Annotated in this window: 21 protein-coding genes; 15 read left to right on the top strand and 6 right to left on the bottom strand. The window is 38.8% G+C overall.

Features of this window, described 5'->3' with window-relative positions; genetic code table 11:
* The first annotated feature begins 5 nt into the window (after window positions 1-5).
* Entirely contained in the window at window positions 6-413 is a 408-nt protein-coding gene (locus tag JWR23_RS03215; RefSeq protein WP_299512902.1) for a hypothetical protein, read from the top strand.
* A gap of 57 nt (window positions 414-470) precedes the next feature.
* On the opposite strand, the gene JWR23_RS03210 is transcribed toward JWR23_RS03215, so the two are convergent.
* Window positions 471-956: a methylated-DNA--[protein]-cysteine S-methyltransferase gene (locus tag JWR23_RS03210; protein ID WP_299512899.1), complete on the bottom strand. Its 486-nt coding sequence runs from the start codon at window positions 954-956 to the stop codon at window positions 471-473.
* A 278-nt stretch (window positions 957-1234) separates the two neighbouring features.
* Between JWR23_RS03210 and JWR23_RS03205 the strand changes: the two genes are divergently transcribed.
* The 13 genes from JWR23_RS03205 (at window position 1235) to JWR23_RS03145 (ending at window position 14193) form a co-directional block, all read left to right on the top strand.
* Window positions 1235-1918, top strand: coding sequence for a heme exporter protein CcmB (locus tag JWR23_RS03205; RefSeq protein WP_299512897.1), 684 nt, complete (start codon window positions 1235-1237; stop codon window positions 1916-1918).
* The gene (locus tag JWR23_RS03200) at window positions 1906-3108 is read left to right on the top strand and encodes a carboxypeptidase-like regulatory domain-containing protein (RefSeq protein ID WP_299512895.1); all 1203 of its coding nucleotides are present in this window, start codon (window positions 1906-1908) and stop codon (window positions 3106-3108) included. Before JWR23_RS03205 ends, JWR23_RS03200 begins: the two co-directional genes overlap by 13 nt.
* 329 nt (window positions 3109-3437) lie before the next feature.
* On the top strand, window positions 3438-4640 hold the full coding sequence (locus JWR23_RS03195; RefSeq protein WP_299512893.1) for a carboxypeptidase-like regulatory domain-containing protein: 1203 nt from the start codon (window positions 3438-3440) through the stop codon (window positions 4638-4640).
* Between the two features lie 67 nt (window positions 4641-4707).
* Window positions 4708-5373, top strand: a complete 666-nt coding sequence (locus tag JWR23_RS03190; protein ID WP_299513022.1) for a cytochrome c biogenesis protein — start codon at window positions 4708-4710, stop codon at window positions 5371-5373.
* Complete coding sequence (locus tag JWR23_RS03185) at window positions 5373-5582, top strand: CcmD family protein (protein WP_299512890.1); 210 nt, start codon at window positions 5373-5375, stop codon at window positions 5580-5582. The genes JWR23_RS03190 and JWR23_RS03185 overlap by 1 nt, the downstream gene beginning before the upstream one ends.
* An 18-nt stretch (window positions 5583-5600) precedes the next feature.
* The gene (locus JWR23_RS03180; RefSeq protein WP_299512888.1) at window positions 5601-7037 is read left to right on the top strand and encodes a Glu/Leu/Phe/Val dehydrogenase; all 1437 of its coding nucleotides are present in this window, start codon (window positions 5601-5603) and stop codon (window positions 7035-7037) included.
* 325 nt (window positions 7038-7362) lie between these two features.
* Window positions 7363-9066 carry a gliding motility-associated C-terminal domain-containing protein gene (locus tag JWR23_RS03175; protein ID WP_299512887.1) on the top strand — a complete coding sequence of 568 codons (1704 nt, stop codon included), beginning with the start codon at window positions 7363-7365 and terminating at the stop codon, window positions 9064-9066.
* 101 nt (window positions 9067-9167) lie between these two features.
* On the top strand, window positions 9168-9578 hold the full coding sequence (locus JWR23_RS03170; protein WP_299512885.1) for a cytochrome c maturation protein CcmE: 411 nt from the start codon (window positions 9168-9170) through the stop codon (window positions 9576-9578).
* 14 nt (window positions 9579-9592) lie between these two features.
* A complete protein-coding gene (gene ccsA / locus JWR23_RS03165; protein WP_299512883.1) occupies window positions 9593-12067 on the top strand; it encodes a cytochrome c biogenesis protein CcsA in 2475 nt (824 codons plus the stop codon).
* Between the two features lie 163 nt (window positions 12068-12230).
* A complete protein-coding gene (locus JWR23_RS03160) occupies window positions 12231-13013 on the top strand; it encodes a Rossmann-like and DUF2520 domain-containing protein (RefSeq protein ID WP_299512881.1) in 783 nt (260 codons plus the stop codon).
* Between the two features lie 19 nt (window positions 13014-13032).
* Window positions 13033-13365: a 2Fe-2S iron-sulfur cluster-binding protein gene (locus JWR23_RS03155; protein ID WP_299512878.1), complete on the top strand. Its 333-nt coding sequence runs from the start codon at window positions 13033-13035 to the stop codon at window positions 13363-13365.
* A gap of 26 nt (window positions 13366-13391) precedes the next feature.
* Entirely contained in the window at window positions 13392-13634 is a 243-nt protein-coding gene (iscX, locus tag JWR23_RS03150) for a Fe-S cluster assembly protein IscX (protein WP_299512875.1), read from the top strand.
* A gap of 37 nt (window positions 13635-13671) precedes the next feature.
* Window positions 13672-14193 (top strand): HAD family hydrolase, encoded by a 522-nt coding sequence (locus tag JWR23_RS03145; RefSeq protein WP_299512874.1) that lies wholly within the window; start codon window positions 13672-13674, stop codon window positions 14191-14193.
* Window positions 14194-14391: 198 nt separating this feature from the next.
* Here JWR23_RS03145 and JWR23_RS03140 read toward each other — a convergent pair whose 3' ends face one another.
* The 5 genes from JWR23_RS03140 to JWR23_RS03120 all read right to left on the bottom strand — a co-directional run bounded on the left by JWR23_RS03140 (window position 14392) and on the right by JWR23_RS03120 (window position 17627).
* Window positions 14392-15651: a serine/threonine-protein kinase gene (locus JWR23_RS03140; protein WP_299512871.1), complete on the bottom strand. Its 1260-nt coding sequence runs from the start codon at window positions 15649-15651 to the stop codon at window positions 14392-14394.
* Window positions 15652-15915: 264 nt separating this feature from the next.
* A complete protein-coding gene (locus JWR23_RS03135; protein ID WP_299512869.1) occupies window positions 15916-16509 on the bottom strand; it encodes a dihydrofolate reductase family protein in 594 nt (197 codons plus the stop codon).
* Between the two features lie 42 nt (window positions 16510-16551).
* Window positions 16552-16761, bottom strand: coding sequence for a hypothetical protein (locus JWR23_RS03130; RefSeq protein ID WP_299512868.1), 210 nt, complete (start codon window positions 16759-16761; stop codon window positions 16552-16554).
* A 48-nt stretch (window positions 16762-16809) separates the two neighbouring features.
* On the bottom strand, window positions 16810-17310 hold the full coding sequence (locus JWR23_RS03125; RefSeq protein WP_299512865.1) for an SRPBCC domain-containing protein: 501 nt from the start codon (window positions 17308-17310) through the stop codon (window positions 16810-16812).
* A complete protein-coding gene (locus tag JWR23_RS03120; RefSeq protein ID WP_299512861.1) occupies window positions 17307-17627 on the bottom strand; it encodes a helix-turn-helix transcriptional regulator in 321 nt (106 codons plus the stop codon). Before JWR23_RS03120 ends, JWR23_RS03125 begins: the two co-directional genes overlap by 4 nt.
* Window positions 17628-17789: 162 nt before the next feature.
* Here JWR23_RS03120 and JWR23_RS03115 point away from each other — a divergent pair, with 162 nt between their 5' ends.
* Window positions 17790-18356 carry a Maf family nucleotide pyrophosphatase gene (locus JWR23_RS03115; RefSeq protein ID WP_299512858.1) on the top strand — a complete coding sequence of 189 codons (567 nt, stop codon included), beginning with the start codon at window positions 17790-17792 and terminating at the stop codon, window positions 18354-18356.
* Window positions 18357-18503: the final 147 nt, after the last annotated feature.

The following is an 18503-nucleotide window of genomic DNA, read 5'->3' as shown; positions in this document are numbered from 1 at the left end:
ACTTTATGAGATTCCCGTCCCTGATATCATTTATTGGTTTTGTGTTATTAATGGCCGGCACTTGGTGCCCGTTATTGCGCCCGTTCCATTTGTTTAATTGGGATGTATATGATCTTAACCGCCCTTACGGTATGGTAATACTGTTAATATCTGTTGTGGGTATATTGGGTGTGGTATTAAACAGGATAAAATTAGTGCGGTTTACTGCATGGCTCTCGTTAGTATTAGTATTGCTTTTATTTATAGCCGCGTTTATGAAGGTACATACCAGCTTTAGCTTTATACCATTTAAATCATTCGCGGGGTTTTTAGCAAACCAGGTAAAATTTAAATGGGGGTGGTATTTATTATTCGCGGGCCCGGTTATAGCTTTGGCCGGTACTGTGGCAAAACCATCAAAATACTCCAGGTAGTTTATTAACAGGCGGAGGAACTAATAGAATTAAAAGAAGAAATTTTAAACGAACGGCTTAAAACTCAAGCTTGGTTTGCCCTATACCCAAAACTTTTGCTTCATGTTGTAATAGCCATTGCTTACGCCATAAACCGCCTGCATAACCCGTTAAACTACCGTTTGAGCCGATAACACGGTGGCATGGTACCACTATCCATAAATTATTTTTGCCATTTGCGGCAGCTATGGCGCGTATAGCTAAAATGTTGTTCATTTGATTGGCTTGCTGAGCGTAGCTTATAGTACAGCCATAACTTATTTGCAGCAATTGTTGCCAAACCTGTTGTTGAAAATCTGTGCCTTGTTGTTTTATCGGAAAATCAAAAACTTTTCTGGTACCGGCAAAATATTCATCCAACTGTTGTATGGCTGCATTAAGCAAAGGCGATTGCGCCGGCATTATCTCCTGTTCGTCGTCCAATACATGTATGGAACTGATAAAGCCATCCTCTTCTGTTATTTGGGCAATACCTACAGGCGTTTTATAATGAGTAACGGGCATAGCGTAAAATTACACCTCTTTTTCATTAATCTGTAATTAACTAACGTGTTTAGCTATTTAGCTATCCCGTTAATAGCCGTAATGCTACAATAGCCGGGCAATCACGAAGAAGTGAGTGTACTGTACCACGTACACGTTGATACACATGGGTACACCCTGGTACACTTGATGTTAATAAATGTTAAAAACACATTGTTTTTTCTATAAACAGGTCTTTGCCGCTTAATTTTTAATCACTACACCTGTTTAACTAATCTCTAATCATTACTTTTACCCCAATGAAACTCATAGATCAAACCTGGGAGCTTTTTAAAAAAGAAGTGGTGTTAGAGTGGCGCTCAAAATACGCGTTTAACGGCGTGCTGCTGTACGTGGTTTCAACCGTGTTTGTTTGTTATATCTCTTTTAGCCTTACCCCGGGTTTTGATAAAAGCACAGGTTATAAAGTTGTATGGAACGTCCTTTTTTGGATCATCATTCTGTTTGCATCGGTAAACGCTATAGCCAAAAGTTTTGTACAGGAAAGTAAAAGCCGGTTGCTATATTATTATTCAATTGCCAGCCCGCATGCTATCATACTATCTAAAACTATATACAATATTTTGCTGATGTCGTTACTTAGTATATTAGCTTTGATAGTATATCTCGTCTTTTTTAACAATACCATTGGCGATCCTCTATTTTATTTTATAACCGTATTGCTGGGCAGTATTAGTTTTTCTACAGTGTTTACCATGATATCTGCCATTGCTTCAAAAGCCGGTAATAACGGCACCCTGATGGCTATACTAAGCTTCCCGGTAATTATCCCTGTTATTTTAATATTGATACGTCTTAGTAAAAGCGCTATGGACGGAATTGAACGTAGTTTAAGCTATGGTAATATTGGAGTTTTATGTCTTATAAATGTTATTGTTATGGCAACAGCCTTATTGCTTTTTCCTTATATATGGCGCGATTAATAAAGTTAGTAATACTCCTGTTGTGCCCGGTAATTACTTTAGCGCAAAGTGTTGCTATTACAGGCAAGGTACTACGTGCCGATACAAAGGCACCCTTATCACATGCAAGTGTTTTTTTAGGTAATTCTTCTTTTGGTACATCCACTGCGGATGACGGCACATTTACAATAAACGGGATCAGGCCGGGGCGATATAATTTTATTGTAACAACTGTTGGTTTTGAAGATAATTCGCAAGTTATATTAATCAATACTGATCCTGTTAATTTTACTATCGAACTATCGCCCAGAAATATTCAGCTTAAAGAAGTAAATATTTCTACACTTTCAAAAGCCGATAGGAAACTCGCGCTCGAGCGGTTTAAAGCAGAATTTATTGGTGAAGATGACAATGCCAAAGATTGTAAGCTGATTAACCCCGAAGTATTGAATTTTTCTTTTCATCAAAATAAAAACGTATTAGAAGCGTTTTCTGATGAGTTTTTTATAGTTGAGAACCGTGCATTGGGTTACCGTATTAAATTCCTGATGAAGAAATTTAATAGTGATTTTTTAACCGGAAGCGTTATTTACCAGGGCCAGCGGATGTTTGAGCAATTACCCGGAAAGGAATCACAAATAAAAAAATGGCGCAAAAAGCGCGATGAGGCTTATTATGGTTCGGCAATGCATTTTTACAGGTCGTTATATAAAGACAGCCTGGCAAGTGCGGGTTTTAAAATTTACCGGCTTACCCGTACAATCAATCCCAACCGACCATCGGAAGGGATAATTCAACAAAATTTAACTAAAGCTAAGGGAACTGACGATAACGCATTTCTTAAATGGACCAACATAAAACTTTCACCCAAATACTCCGTACAAACATTAGGTAAAGAGCAATTAGCTATAAAAGATGTACTTAGAAAGACAGATCAGCAGGGATTATTTGCTGTTACATTTGCAGATTATTTGTATGTAATTTATACCAAAAAATGGGAGACTAATTATTTCAGAGATCTGTATCGGGAACCTTACATGCTTAACTACGAAACAACTATTGTAAGCCTGTTGAACAAAGACCGCATTATGTTTTTTGACAGAAACGGTACCACAGTTGGCGATAGCCCGTTATACGAAGGTACCTGGTCAAGGGCACGCCTTTCAACCATGTTACCTGTTGATTATACACCGGCAAATAATCAACCATAAATTTAAAAAACTGTATAAATATAATAAAGATGCGTCATTGCGAGGAACGAAGCAATCTCTACATAGGATAGTCAATATGAAAAATGATTTTTGTGATTGTTTTAAAAGTGTATCTGGTTGATTTGCATGTGCAGAGATTGCTTCGTTCCTCGCAATGACGCGTGGTTTGTTCCTCGGATTTATATGCGAACCATTTTTAGACAGTTTCTAAATATACCGGGATAATAAAAGTATTACATTATAACAATTTTGATACTCGTTTTTCATCAATAATTCATTTGTAAATGTTTTAATTAGCATTTTAAAAAAAGCTTAATATAAAATTATAAATGCGGCTATCCTGGTTAGTTTTACTGCTTTTTTTATGGCCTGTTCTTACAAGGGCACAAAACGAAAATATAACCGGCAAGGTAATAGGTAAGGAAACTAAATCTCCGGTATCAAGAGCAAGTGTTTTTTTAAGTAATTCATCATTTGGTACAATAACATCAGCCGATGGTTCTTTTAGTTTGAGTAAAATAAGACCCGGGCAATACACACTTGTAGTAACAGCAATAGGTTTTACTGATTATACCAAAACTGTATTGGTAGCCGACGAGCCAATAAAGCTAAATATAGAGATGGAACCAAAGGTAATCCAACTGCGTGAAGTGGTTATTTCTGGTAATAAAAGCGATTGGAAACGCAACTATGAACAATTTAAAAGAGAGTTTATAGGTACAGATGAGAATGCAAAAAATTGCGAAGTTATAAACCCTTCCATTCTTAATATTACTTATCATAAAACGCAGCAGGTATTAGAAGTAGATGCTGATCAATTTTTAGTTGTAGAAAATCGCGGACTTGGTTACCGGGTTAAATTTTTGCTGAAAAATTTTAAAAGCGATAAAATCGCCGGCAATATATCATACGAAGGGCAACGGCTTTTTGAAGAATTACCCGGAAATGAGGCACAGAAAAAAAGATGGCGCATTAACCGGGATCTGGCTTATTATGGATCGCCAATGCACTTTTATCGCGCGCTTTATACAGATAAATTAAAAGAAGAAGGCTTTGATGTGCGAAAATTGACCCGTTACCCTAACACAGATCGCCCATCGGATGAAGTTATTCATCGTAAAATAGAAATGTTTACTTCTTTAAGAAGGGGTGATTCGGTTAATCACTACATCGAACTTTCTAATCTTTCAAAATATGCCCATGAGCGGATCGCCACAGTTCCATGGGCTTCGTTCGAGTTATTAAGATCAACACAGGAAACAGGCATATACGCTATTACTTACCCCAACTATCTGTATGTGATTTATACTAAAAAGAGGGATGAGACCAACTTCAAGGACATATATCGCCCGTTAGACATGCCTAATTATGAAATAAGCGTATGTACACTATTTAATAGTCCTCCTTATTCTTTATTTGATAAAAATGGTGTAGTTGTTGGCGAAAGCCCCTTATATGAAGGTACCTGGTCTAAACTACGATTATCTGAACTGTTGCCTGTTGATTATGAACCATCTGATAAGCCAAAATAGGCATAGTACATTTAGTAAAGCGCAATACAAATAATTAGTACATTTGCCTGTAATCAATATGAAATTTATATATCAAACATGGTGGAAAGTGATAGCTGTTGTACTGGTACTTTCTACGTTAATAACAGGCTTATTATTTCCGGTTCCTTCCTTACCTGTTCTTCATGAAACTATACGTAATCTATACTTCCATGTTCCAATGTGGATGGGAATGCTTTCGGTATTTGTAATATCCGTTTTTTTTAGCATTATGTACCTAAGAACCGGTAAAGAAGAATATGATCTTGCATCAATAGAATGCGTAAATACCGGCCTTGTTTTTTTTACTTTGGGTTTGATAACCGGGATGATCTGGGCCAAATTCACCTGGGGCGAATTTTGGAGTGGTGACCCAAAACAAAATAGTGCTGCTATTGCCTATTTATTATACTGTGCCTATGTAGTGCTCAGAAACTCCATTGATGAAGAACAAAAGCGCGCGAAAATATCTGCCATTTATAATATTTTCGCTTTCCCTATTATGCTTGTCCTGATATTTATTTTACCAAGAATGACAGATTCTTTACACCCGGGCAGCGGCGGGAATCCTGCTTTTGGAAAATACGACCTCGATAATGGCATGAAAATAGCTTTTTACCCCGCAATGTTAGGCTGGAGCTTTATAGCCATTTGGATTGCCACTTTGCGTTACCGTATACGTTTGATAGAAAATAAAAGAAACAACCTAAATTAATGAAGAAGTTTATAATTTTAGCAGTACTGCTGGTAAGTTTTGTAACCGCTTTTGCACAGCAAAGCCAATCTGTAGAAATGGCCGATACTTTTCGCGGCTCTGGAAAAATTTATGTAGTTATTGCAGTAATTGTTATAATTTTTATTGGCTTAGCTATTTACTTGTTTTCTATAGACAGGAGATTGAAAAAAATTGAAAAAGAAAAATAACCTTATTAACACAAGATTATGGCTACAAATAATTCCGCTACCAATCAGGATACCCACTTTTTTGCCGACGTATGCTCAAACTTTGATTTTGCAGCACAATTTACCAAGCATGATGCCGGTCTTTTAGATCAGATAAAATCATGTAACAGTGTTTACCGTTTCCGTTTCCCAATACGCAGGGGCAATGGTTTTGAAGTGATAGATGCATGGCGGGTTGAACACTCACAGCACCAATCGCCAACAAAAGGCGGTATACGTTACAGTGAAATGGTTAATGAAGATGAAGTAATGGCATTGGCCGCCCTCATGACCTATAAATGTGCTATTGTTAACGTTCCTTTTGGAGGTGCTAAGGGTGGCATTAAAATTAACCCTAAAAACTATACAGTTCAGGAACTTGAAAATATTACACGCCGTTATACCGTAGAGCTGATAAAGAAAAACTTTATAGGCCCCAGCATTGACGTTCCTGCTCCTGATTATGGATCGGGCGAACGCGAAATGAGTTGGATAGCCGATACTTATGCTACCATGAACCCGGGCCAATTGGATGCAATGGGGGCGGTAACCGGTAAACCTATTGCTTTACACGGTATTGCCGGTCGGCGGGAAGCCACAGGCAGGGGAGTAGCTATTGCCACCCGCGAATGTGTGAGCATTGGCGAGGATATGCAGAAAATTGGATTAACACCCGGCATATCAGGCAAAAAAGTTATTGTGCAGGGTTTAGGTAACGTTGGTTATTATTCGGCTAAGTTCCTTTCAGAATTTGGCGCTTTAATAGTTGGCTTATGCGAATTTGAAGGCGCAATTTATAATGCCGATGGTTTGGATATTGAAGCAGTATTTCAACACCGTAAAGCAACCGGATCAATTTTAGGTTACGCAGGTGCAAAACAAGAATTTAAAAACACGCTGGAAGGTTTAGAACAACCTTGCGATATTTTAGTTCCGGCAGCGTTAGAGAACCAGATAACTGTTGCCAACATAAAAAATATAAAAGCTAAAATTATAGTAGAGGGTGCAAATGGTCCAACCAGTCCCGAGGCAGAAGCCATATTTCATCAAATGGGTGGTATTGTTGTTCCGGATATGTATGCAAATGCAGGTGGTGTAACCGTATCATACTTTGAGTGGCTTAAAAATTTATCACACGTAGCTTTTGGCCGCATTAACAGGCGCTTTGAAGAAAATTCAAATCTTAACCTGGTAAATATGGTTGAAGGTATTACAGGTTTAGCCTTAACACCGTTACAACGCGCCACTATAGTTAAAGGAGCATCTGAACTTGAATTGGTAAATTCAGGATTAGAGGATACCATGATCCGTTCTTATCATGAGATAAGAGAGATATATAAAAGCATTAATAAAATAGATGGCATGCGTACAGCCGCATTAGTAGGCGTTATTAATAAGATTGCTGTCTCTTATCAAAATTTAGGAATCTGGCCTTAATCAGGCTGAATCACAGGTTAAACTTATTAGTTTTATTGTTTAAGGCCGGCGTTAGTCGGCCTTAATTGTTTATATGCTTTTTAGCATTATGTGATTTATTAATTTAAAGCAAGCAAATGCATTTAAATAGCGTATTTTTAACATTACCTAAATTATTTTTTAATGCTGATTAAAACCAATTATTAGCCATTGTACTAAGATAATATCTGTTTTATACAAGGATATTAATTTTAGGATAAGTATAATAATGAGCGCGGTCATTAATAAAAAACACATACGATATAATTTATTTAAATAGCCATTTTTTTACCTTTAATCACTAAATGTGAGCGGATTGTATAAAATATTATTGGTTTTATTTTTGCTGGAAAGCGTAGGAGCCTTTGCGCAGGCCCCGCCCAATATTGGCTTTGAAAAGGGCACGTTTGAAGGGTGGGTATGTTCTACAGGGACAATTAATATTAATGGGGAAGTTTTAGTTGGAGGAAACCAGCAAGTTTATAACAGACATACCATAGTTAGTGGCGGAACGTATGATAAATACGGTAATTTTCCTACACTTTGCCCAAACGGCAGCAAATTTTCTGTTAGGTTAGGTAATGATAGAACCGGAGCAGAGGCCGAGCGTATAAGTTACCAATTTGTTGTACCACCAGGGCCAACATATAGCCTTGTTCTTAACTATGCAGTTGTTTTGCAAAACCCGGGCCATGAAAGCTATCAGCAACCTAAGTTTGCCGCCAGGATTTATGATTATACAGATTCAAAATACATTGTATGCCCATATTTTGACTTTGTGGCATCAAACGAATTGCCCGGATTTAAAATATCTAATGTAGTACCGGATGTAGATTCAACAAGGAATTCCGGACCATCCACTATTTCTTATAAAGAATGGTCTGCAACAACAATTAATTTAGCCGGTTATGGAGGAAAAACAGTAGTTCTTGAATTTACAACTAATGATTGTACAAGAGGGGGACATTTTGGCTACGCTTATATTGATATAAATGAAGAAGGGGCACCGGCCATAACCGGCAGCACCTATTGCGCCGGGCAGCCTGCTATTACTTTGCATGCACCTAACGGGTTTTATGGTTATAAATGGTTTAAAGACAACGACTTTACACAATCTGTTGGTGATGGTGAAACGCTGACACTTAATCCGGCACCGCCAAATCTAACTAAATACGCGGTTGCTATTGCTCCTTATCCCGGTTTGGGTTGCCCCGATACTTTGTATACTGTAGTTAATAAAATAGAAGAAAACTTTACTTTAAAATTAGTGGATACCGTATATGGCTGCCTGGGCCCGGGGGCTGATCTTACCGCGGCATATGTAACCGCCGGGACAAGCAGTAATACCACTTTTAAATACTATACTAACCCGGTTACCTTAGATTATGTATATAACCCTAAATCTGTTGAGACAGGCACTTATTATATACATGGAATAAATGCCGAAGGTTGTGAAAATATCCTCCCCGTGCATGTTGTGCTTAAAGATGCTCCCGTCGTCAGGATTTCAGATCCGTTACCTGTTCAATACCCGCAAACGGTTGATCTATCAAGGGTTTATAAACCTATAAGCGGCCAAACGTATAGCTATTATGCTGATGCTGCAGCAACTATTCCTGTAACTAATTATAAAAATATAGCGGCAAGCGGCAAGTATTATATTAAAGCAGCAAATAATTTAGGTTGTACAACTATTACTTCTACCGCTGTATTAATAAATCCACCGGCAGCTTATAAAATATCGGCGCCAAATATTTTTACACCCAATAACGACGGAGTAAATGATTATTTTTCTGTTCAGATAGATGGCTTTGTATCATTTGGAAATGTTAAAATATTTAACCGTTACGGGCAGGTGGTATTTACAGCCAATTCAACTTATGACTTATGGGATGGAAATTATAAGGGACAGGCTCTGCCACCCGGAGCATACTACTGGGTATTTGAAGGTACAGACCAATACTATCATATTAAAGTTACCAAAGCAGCTTCAATTGCTATTGCGCGATAATTGTTAAGAAGGATTCTAAATAATATATATCTGTTGTAATAAACATTATTACCTGTACGTTTTGTACTTTTGTAACCTTGAATTACAGGAAATAAACCACAATGAAAAAATCTTCCATATTTGGTCTTATTGTTATAGCTATAGCTATTGCAGTTATTATAAGTGTATATTCTACTTCGAGCACCTACGGTTCATTTAAAGATGCTAAAAGTGCAGATACCGAATTGCACATTGTGGGTCATTTAAATAAGCAAAAACAACTATTTTACGATGCGACAAAGGATGCCAATTATTTTTCTTTCTATATGAAAGATAATAAAGGCGAAGAATGCAAAGTTGTATTTACCGGCAGTAAACCACAAGATTTTGAACGCTCAGAGCAAATAGTTTTAACCGGGCAAATGCGCGGTGATGAATTTCATGCATCAAAAATATTAATGAAGTGTCCGTCTAAATACACTCAAGATAAGGTAGAAATTACAGAGGCCAAAGCAAAACAGGCCAGCATATAATATAAATTATTTTAATGGATACATTTAAAGGCGAACACCTTTTACCGGGTCACCTGGGTCAGTTCTTCACTATTCTATCATTTGGCTCGGCCTTATTTGCAGCAATAAGCTATTATTTCGCAACAACTAACCCATTAGACACTTCCTGGAAACGGTTGGGGCGTATAGGTTTTTTCATTAATACGGCTTCTGTCATTGGGATTGTAGTTTCATTATTTTACATAATTTTTAGCCACCTTTTTGAATATTATTATGCCTGGGAGCATTCATCAAGGGCATTACCTGTACATTTTATCATCTCAAGTTTTTGGGATGGACAAGAGGGTAGTTTCTTGCTTTGGAACTTTTGGCAGGCTGTTATTGGCAATATATTAATATGGAAAGCCAAATCATGGGAAAAGCCGGTGATGGCAGTAGTGGCATTATCGCAAGCCATATTAGCTACCATGTTAATAGGAGTGGATATATTGGGCCAACGTATAGGTAGTTCTCCATTTATTTTGCTGCGCGAGGCTATTAATCTTAAAGAATCGGCACCAATATTTGCTAGTAACCCGGCGCTTTATCATAACTATTTAAGCTATATTAAAGACGGTAACGGCATGAATCCGTTATTGCAGAACTATTGGATGGTTATACACCCCCCAACTTTGTTTTTGGGTTTTGCATCAATGGTTGTTCCGTTTGCTTATGCAATTGCCGGCCTTTGGCAAAAACGCTATACCGAATGGGTAAAACCTGCTATATCTTATTCGCTCTTCGCGATGATGGTTTTGGGAACAGGTATTATCATGGGCGCGTTTTGGGCCTATGAATCTTTATCGTTCGGTGGTTTCTGGGCATGGGACCCGGTAGAAAATGCCTCTATAATTCCATGGTTAATATTGGTTGGTGCTGTACACGTAATGATTGTATACAAAAATACGGGTCATTCCTATTTTACCGCTACAATTTTAGTGTTAACCAGCTTTGTGCTGGTACTGTATGCATCCTTCCTTACCCGGAGCGGTGTTTTAGGCGACACGTCTGTACACGCATTTACAGATGCCGGTATGTTTTGGCACCTGGTTGCCGATGTGGTTATATTTTTAGTATTAGCTATTGTTATGTTAGCTATCCGCTGGAAAGAACTGCCGCGCACTAAAAAAGACGAAGAAACTTATTCGCGCGAGTTTTGGATGTTTGTGGGTGCTATATTTTTATGCTTATCATGTTTTCACCTGGTGGTAGTATCATCTATACCTGTTTGGAACCTGATGTTTGGCACCAAAGTAGCACCGCCGTCTGACCCGGTAAAGCATTACAATATTGTACAAGCCTCATTTGCTGTAGTAGTTACCTTATTAACAGGTGTAACCCAGTTCATGAAATATAAGAAAACAGATATTACCAAATTCTTTATTACCTCTGCAGTTTATTTGATACTCGCGGGGGTAATTACCGGGGTTATAATATATGTAACCGGAGTTTATAAACTGCAGTTTGTTTTTATACTGATAATGGTAGGCGCCATTTACTCTATATTGGCTAACGCGAAAGTATTTATAGAGGCATTAAAAGGCAAAGTAAAACTGGCCGGTTCGGCAGTGGCGCATATTGGTTTTGGATTGATAATGGTAGGCGCGCTAATATCAGCAGGAACCAGTATAGTAATATCAGAAAATACAACCGGCGAACAATTTTCTGAAGATTTTGTCAAAACCAAAAACAATCCTAAAGAAAATATCATCCTATATAAAAACACGCCCGTGCAAATGGGTAAATACATGGTAAGTTATGTTGGCGACTCCATAGCCCCGCCAAACCATTACTTTAAGGTAAATTACAAGGCTGTAGACGCTAATGGTAAGGTTACAGAGGAGTTTATGCTAAAACCCAATGCCCAGGCTAATATGAAGATGGGATTGATCTCATCGCCGGATACAAAGCATTATTTATTTAGTGATCTGTATACGCATGTTAATATGTCTAACGCGATTACTATTGGCGAAGGCACCGGGGAAGCAGGGCATGATGAAGCTGATGATGATAAGAAGTACGAAGCTCCTTTAGTTTATGAAGTATCTCCCGGTGACACCATACGCTTTAGGGAAGGGTATATGATACTGGAAAGTATTGCTAAAAAGGATCATATATCAGATATTACTTTAACAGATAAAGATATTGCTATAGGTGCTAAACTGCATGTGGTATCGCACGATAAAGCATACGAGGCCGAACCTGTTTATATGATAAGAAGCAATAATGCCTTTGATTTTGCCCGTAAGGTTGAGGATGCCGGTTTAAAGCTTCGTTTCACCAAAGTTATTCCTCAAAAAAATAAAATAGAAGTTACCGTTTACCAGCAGCCCGAAAGTGCTAAAAAATGGATAGTAATGCGCGCCATTAAATTCCCGGATATTAACTTCCTGTGGTCTGGTACCATTATTATGGTGATAGGTATATTGCTGTCTATATTTAGAAGGAACAAGGAGCTGAAGTCGGAGTAATATTAACTAACCTCGCGTCATTGCGAGGAACGAAGCAATCTCTACATAGGACATTCAATAAAGAAAGTCTTTGATTTTCGTTCCAGACAGACATTTTAGTGTTTGATTTGCAAGTGAAGAGATTGCTTCGTTCCTCGCAATGACGCGCGTATTTGAATGAACTATGCGCATCACAATCATCGGTTCGGGCAATATAGCCACTCATTTGGCAGCCGCGTTTAAAAATGCCGGGCATCGCATTGTGCAGGTTTATAGCCGTAATATGCAAAACGCAGCATTGCTTGCTTATCATATAAAGGCTGAACCGATTGATGATATCACCAATGTAGATCCGGAAACCGATCTGTTTGTTATTGCCATTAAAGATGATACCATTGGCTTGATAGCAGAACAATTGGCACCTTATCGAAAATTAATGGTGCATACATCAGGCGCTACAGATCTATATACTTTGCTGGCTTTTTCTGATAACGTTGGCGTTTTTTACCCACTGCAAACTTTTAGTAAAACCAAAGAGGTTGATTTTAGGAACGTCCCTTTATGTATTGAAGCTGCCGATGAAAATATCGCCGCAGAACTAACGGCGCTGGCACAAACCATAAGTAATAAAGTTTACCTGATTGATTCCGCTAAGCGCAAAATTTTGCACCTGGCAGCAGTATTCGCCTGCAATTTCCCTAATTACCTGTATACCATCGCGCAGCAAATTTTAGCGCAACACCAACTGGATTTTGAATTACTGAGACCGTTAATATTGGAAACTGCCGAAAAAGTACAAGTTGGCCTGCCCGCAGCCATGCAAACCGGCCCTGCTATTCGTAATGACGAAGTTACCATGAATAATCACCTGCAATTGCTAAAAGATACACCTCATTTACAGGAACTTTACACTTTATTAAGTCAGGATATTATCAAATTGGATAAAGGCCCGCACGGGGATAAGTAATTTTGTTACTTTTGCCGAAATGAATATTTTTAAAGTAAAGATAAACTTTGAAGAAGCGGGGCATGATACCGTTGAACTGCCTATTGCCGAAGGAGAGTCTGTGTTGGATGTATGCCTGGAAAATGGCATTGAGCTTCAACATAATTGTGGCGGCGTGTGCGGTTGCAGTACCTGCCATATATATGTAAATAAAGGAATGGATAATGTCCAGGAAATTTCTGATAAAGAAGAAGATTTTATAGATAGGGCAGTCAATCCGCGTATTAATTCAAGATTAGGCTGCCAATGTGTTATAATTGAAGGCGATATTGAAGTTACTTTGCCAAATCAGTCGCAGTTTTTGGGGCATTAATAAGTTATAAGTATTAACATAATAAAATGACAGACGATAAATTTGCCTTGCCGATACATTGGAACGACCATGAAGATATTGCCATGTCGCTTTATGAAAAGTTTGGCGATGATTTTAATGAATCAAAAATATACCGCATCCGATTTACCGATCTTTTAGAATGGGTACTTTCACTGCCAAATTTTGAAGGCACACGCGAACAATCAACTGAGGGCCACCTGGAACAAATTCAATCTGCCTGGGTTTATGAATGGCGGGATAATCAGTAATCGGTGTAATCATTTATAAAATCAGTGTAATCAAATAATGGAATCATTTTTAACCAAGCTAAAAGATATTACCACCTTTATTTTTGATGTTGATGGAGTATTAACAGATGGTTCTGTATTTGTTACGGAGACCGGCGAACAAACACGTGCTTTTAATATTAAGGATGGTTATGCTTTGCAGCTGGCTGTAAAATGCGGTTATAATGTTTGTGCAATTTCAGGCAGTCGCTCAAAAACTGCTATATATCGTTTAAACAGCCTGGGTATTACTGATGTGTTTATAGGCGCTCATATAAAAGTCAATAAGTTTAAAGATTACCTGGAGGCAAAGCATATCTTGCCTAATAATGTGCTGTACATGGGCGATGATATACCTGATCTGGGCGTAATGAAATTAGCCGGATTACCGGTTTGCCCCGCCGACGCTGCCGAAGAAGTGAAAGCGCTTAGTTTATATGTTTCGCCTTACGGCGGAGGTAAAGGCTGCGCCCGCGATGTGATAGAGAAAGTACTAAAAGTACAGGATAAGTGGATGAGTGAAGAATCTTATAGCTGGTAAATCTACTATCTAATCATAACACCAACAAAGGTGCGGTTAACGAAATAATATTTGGTCTTTGTGATCTCTGTGTCTCCTTTGAGGTCTTAGCGGTTAAATTTTTACCACGAAGTCCACAAAGAAGTCACAAAGTAACGCAGAGAGTTAAGTCACCAGGACTTTAATCCGAAAATCTGTTACAAAGCTATTTTCATCCCTTTAGAATAATCCTAAGAACTTCTTTCTTTTCGGCTTCGCATATTTTTTATGCGAACGGATAAGTGTCCGCTTGTAGTTAGCCAGTTTTGCACTGTCGCGGGCTGTTAGGCTTTCGTATAGTATCGTATCGGTATTTAATTTGGAGTACTGTACTATCTTAGGCCTGTATTTTGGAAAGGTTACCCAAAAAGGTTGATATGGAGTAACGGTTAGGTATTCTACCTTTTTATGGAATAGGCCCACCAGCGCAAACGTAACCGCGAGCAAAAAAATTGTAAGTCCGCCAAAAAATACCCGACGGGGAAGACTTATGTTGTTGCCAGAGGCGGCAGCTTGAATTGTTGTTGAATCTGACTTCGGCTGGTGCTGTAGCAATGCCGCTTGCAATTGCTCACCATGAGCAAACCTTTTTTTCGGGTCTTTTTCCAGGCATTTATAAATTACCTGCAGCACTTGCGCGGGCACCTGCATCTCCTGTTCTTTTTTAGTAACCGACCAAGAATTCGGCAAATTTTTGCGCCTAAGTGCCTTCAGATCAGGTACTGCAGACTCCATGTGAGCAATCATCACCGCATTGCGCGATGTTTCGCCGTTATCTGCCAGCGGAAAGGGTACTTGCCCCGCCAGCAATTCATATAAAATTACGCCGTAGCTATAAATATCTGTTTGAAAAAGCATGGCCCCGGTGTTCTGTTCGGGAGCCATAAATTCAATGGCACCTGCATGGCGCATGCTGGTGCGCCGTTGCTCGTCAGACATGATGGCCATCCCAAAGTCAAGCAGCACATAGTTGCCCGAATGGATATTATATTTTACATTATTGCTTTTAACATCGCCATGTTTAACCCCAAGCTTATGGCAATGCGACAGTGCATTAGCCAATTGGTCGGCAACCTTGAGGGTCTCATTGATGGTGAATATTTTTTCATGCGGCGGTTTCAACAATTCTTCCAGATCGGGGCCGTCAATATATTCCATCTCGATAAAAGGGAAAGAACCGCTTTCAGTAAGGCCAGAATTTAATATCTTGACCACGTTGGGGTTGGGCACCTCATTCACCTTTTTTAGTTTGGTAACCTCATTTTCAAAAGCTTTGAGGTTCTTATCGCTTTTATCTTCGGTAAAAATGGGGGTTGGCAATATTTTTACGGCACTTATAATGGGGCCCATGCGGCGGCCTTTATAAACCGAGCCCTGCCCACCGGTGCGCAAGGCACCCATATTCTCTAAACCTTCTGTAATGGTGAAAACTTTGCTCATGGTTATTTAACAAGCTATAAAGCTATAGTTACGCAATAACAACCAGCTTACCATTATGTTAGGGACTAAAATTATATAATCGCCGCAATCTTAAAGTTAACCAGCTGATGCCTTCGCTCATTTTGAAAGGAACAAAAAACTAACTTTTTCGCTTGCTTTTAACTGCTTTTTTAATTTTTTTTCAAATGATGCCTCGTATTAAGAACTCATATTTGGGAAATCGTGAATGGCCAAAGTCTCCTGAAAATTGTTTTAGCTATTCTCTTAAGCTCCAATAGTGCCTGTCTTAACTTCTCCGGCTCGTTTGTAATTAATAAAGATAACTCCGCTTGGTGTAACAGCACTTTCTGTTACTGTAAATGCTGCCGGAATGGTGCCATTGTCAAATATTTTCTTCCCCTGACCAAGAGTTACCGGGTAAATTTTGAGCCAGAGTTCATCCACCAGATCATGCTTCAGTAGTAGCTGAACAAGCTCGCCGCTGCCCCAAACTTTGATGTCGGATCCTTCCGAATTTTTGAGCTTTTCGATATCTGCCACACTTTCGAGGAACACTGTGTTTTTCCAATCTGACTTTTTCATGGTGTTGGATAGGACATATTTTGTGACATCATTGATGCCTGGCCAATGGTCCGCATGTTTCGGCCAGAAGTCGGCAAAAATCTCAAATGTTTTTCTGCCCAGGAGAATATCTGCAGGTTCCATCTGTTTTTGCATGGCCTTACCAGAAACTTCGTCATCATACGGTGCGCTCCAACCGCCATATTTGAAACCGCCTGATGTGTCTTCCTCAGGTCCGCCGGGTGCTTGCATTACTCCATCTAATGAAATAAATTCTAACACAATTATTTTTCTCATGTGTATGTCGTCAGTGATTATAGTGCTGACGCCGCACTGCTGTTAATCTAACACCTCACACTTAAAGCCATGCTGCTTTACAAGTATCATCACGTTTAACGCCTCTATATTGTCTCCGTCCACTCTAAGCACCTTATCACAATCTTCAAGGTCGAAATTGATTTTAAACAATGGGAATGCTTCAGACAAAACACAAAGCAGCATTTTGCTTTGTGCCTTTTTCTGAACATTTGTTTTAAATACTTCAACCATTTATTAACAATTATTGTTTACGCTGCTTGTATTTTTTGGTCGTTATACTTACTTATTCTTTAATGTTAATAGTAGTTCGTCCAACTGTTGTAAGCCCATAGTAAATCCTCCCTGGAAGCCCATTTCAATCATCTTTTCCATACGGGCAAGGGATTCATTGTAAATAGTAATACTGACTTTTGTCGTTCCGTTTTGTTCGCTGAAGGTAAAATCCCAATCAGAGCCTGGCAATTCAGGGTTTTCATCTTTGTCAGCAAAAGCATTCCACATTTTGAAATTGGTAATTGGACTAATTGAAGTATATTTCTGAATTGACCAATGCTCTTGTCCTTCCGGGCTTACCATTGCATAAAATCTTCGGCCGCCAACTTCAAAATTCATAATCTTTGTTTTTGCCAGCCAGGGTTTAGGTGCCCACCATTGGTCAAGAATTTCTTGTTTGGTAAAAGCGTCCCATACCAGCGGCAGGCCGGCAGCAAATTCTCTGTTTACGAATACCGTTTTGGTTGTTTTGTCAACGGTAAAATCAAATAGCAAATTGTTTTTCATTTTTTCTGTTTTTTAATTGTTGATAATAAATCGTCGAGTTGGTTGAAACGGGTCTCCCAAATTTTGCGGAACTGCTCAATCCATTTGTCAATTTCTTTCATTTTGTCTATTTCAAGTAGGTAATAAATTTCTCTGCCTTTGTGTTCTTGTTTAATCAGTTCGCACTCTGTCAAAATGCGTAGATGTTTAGAAACCGCTTGCCGGGTTGTATCGAAATGTTCGGCAAGGGCATTAGGAGTCATAGCCTGCAATGCAATTAAGGTTATGATTGCCCTCCTTGTCGGGTCTGCAATTGCCTGGAAAATATCTCTTCTCATTTGTTCTGACGGTTAATTTAAGAAACCAATCGGTTGCAAATATATGTGCAACTTTTCGGTTTCGCAATTTTTTTCTTGATTTTTTTTAAAATTTGAGTTTTCGCCCTGTTTCACCATCTTAATGAAACCATTATCTTTATTGCGCAACTACTAAAAGTAAAAATGAATAAATTTCCGCCCATAATATTAGCCTCTAAATCGCCACGCAGGCAAGAACTGTTAAAACTAATGGATCTTGATTTCCGCATTGTGCTGAAAGAGGTGGATGAATCATACCCCGATAATTTAATGCCCGAGGAGATCGCCGTTTACATCGCCCAAAAAAAGGCTGCTGCATTTGATGAAATTGTTGGCAATGAAGTGGTACTTACTGCAGATACCATTGTAAGTATTGACGGCCATATTTTAGGTAAGCCCGAAACGGAAGAGCACGCTATCGAAATGCTTCAACTGCTATCGGGCAAAGTACACCAGGTTATTACCGGGGTTTGTTTGTTTTATAAACATCAGTACCATAGTTTTTATGATGTGTCTGATGTTACCTTCCGTACGCTTACAGCCGATGAGATCACCAACTATGTAACCAAATATAAGCCTATGGATAAAGCAGGCTCGTATGGCATACAGGAGTGGGTAGGGGTAACCGGTATTGTTAAGATAAATGGTTCTTATACCAATGTGGTTGGTTTACCTACAGAGAAGTTGCACCAGGCGTTGGTAAGATTATAAAACAAAAAACTTCGCGTCATTGCGAGAAACGAAGCAATCTCTAAGCACGCTAATCAATCAGACAAGGGCCTTTCTTAAAGACAACATTATCGATCATAGTCTCAAAACAACATCTTTCTATTGACTTGCAAATGCAGAGATTGCTTC

Origin of the sequence: Mucilaginibacter sp., assembly GCF_028288205.1 — a bacterium.
Lineage (GTDB): Bacteria > Bacteroidota > Bacteroidia > Sphingobacteriales > Sphingobacteriaceae > Mucilaginibacter.
Note: the sequence above shows the minus strand (reverse complement) of the source record. Positions and strands in the feature narration are given on the sequence as shown.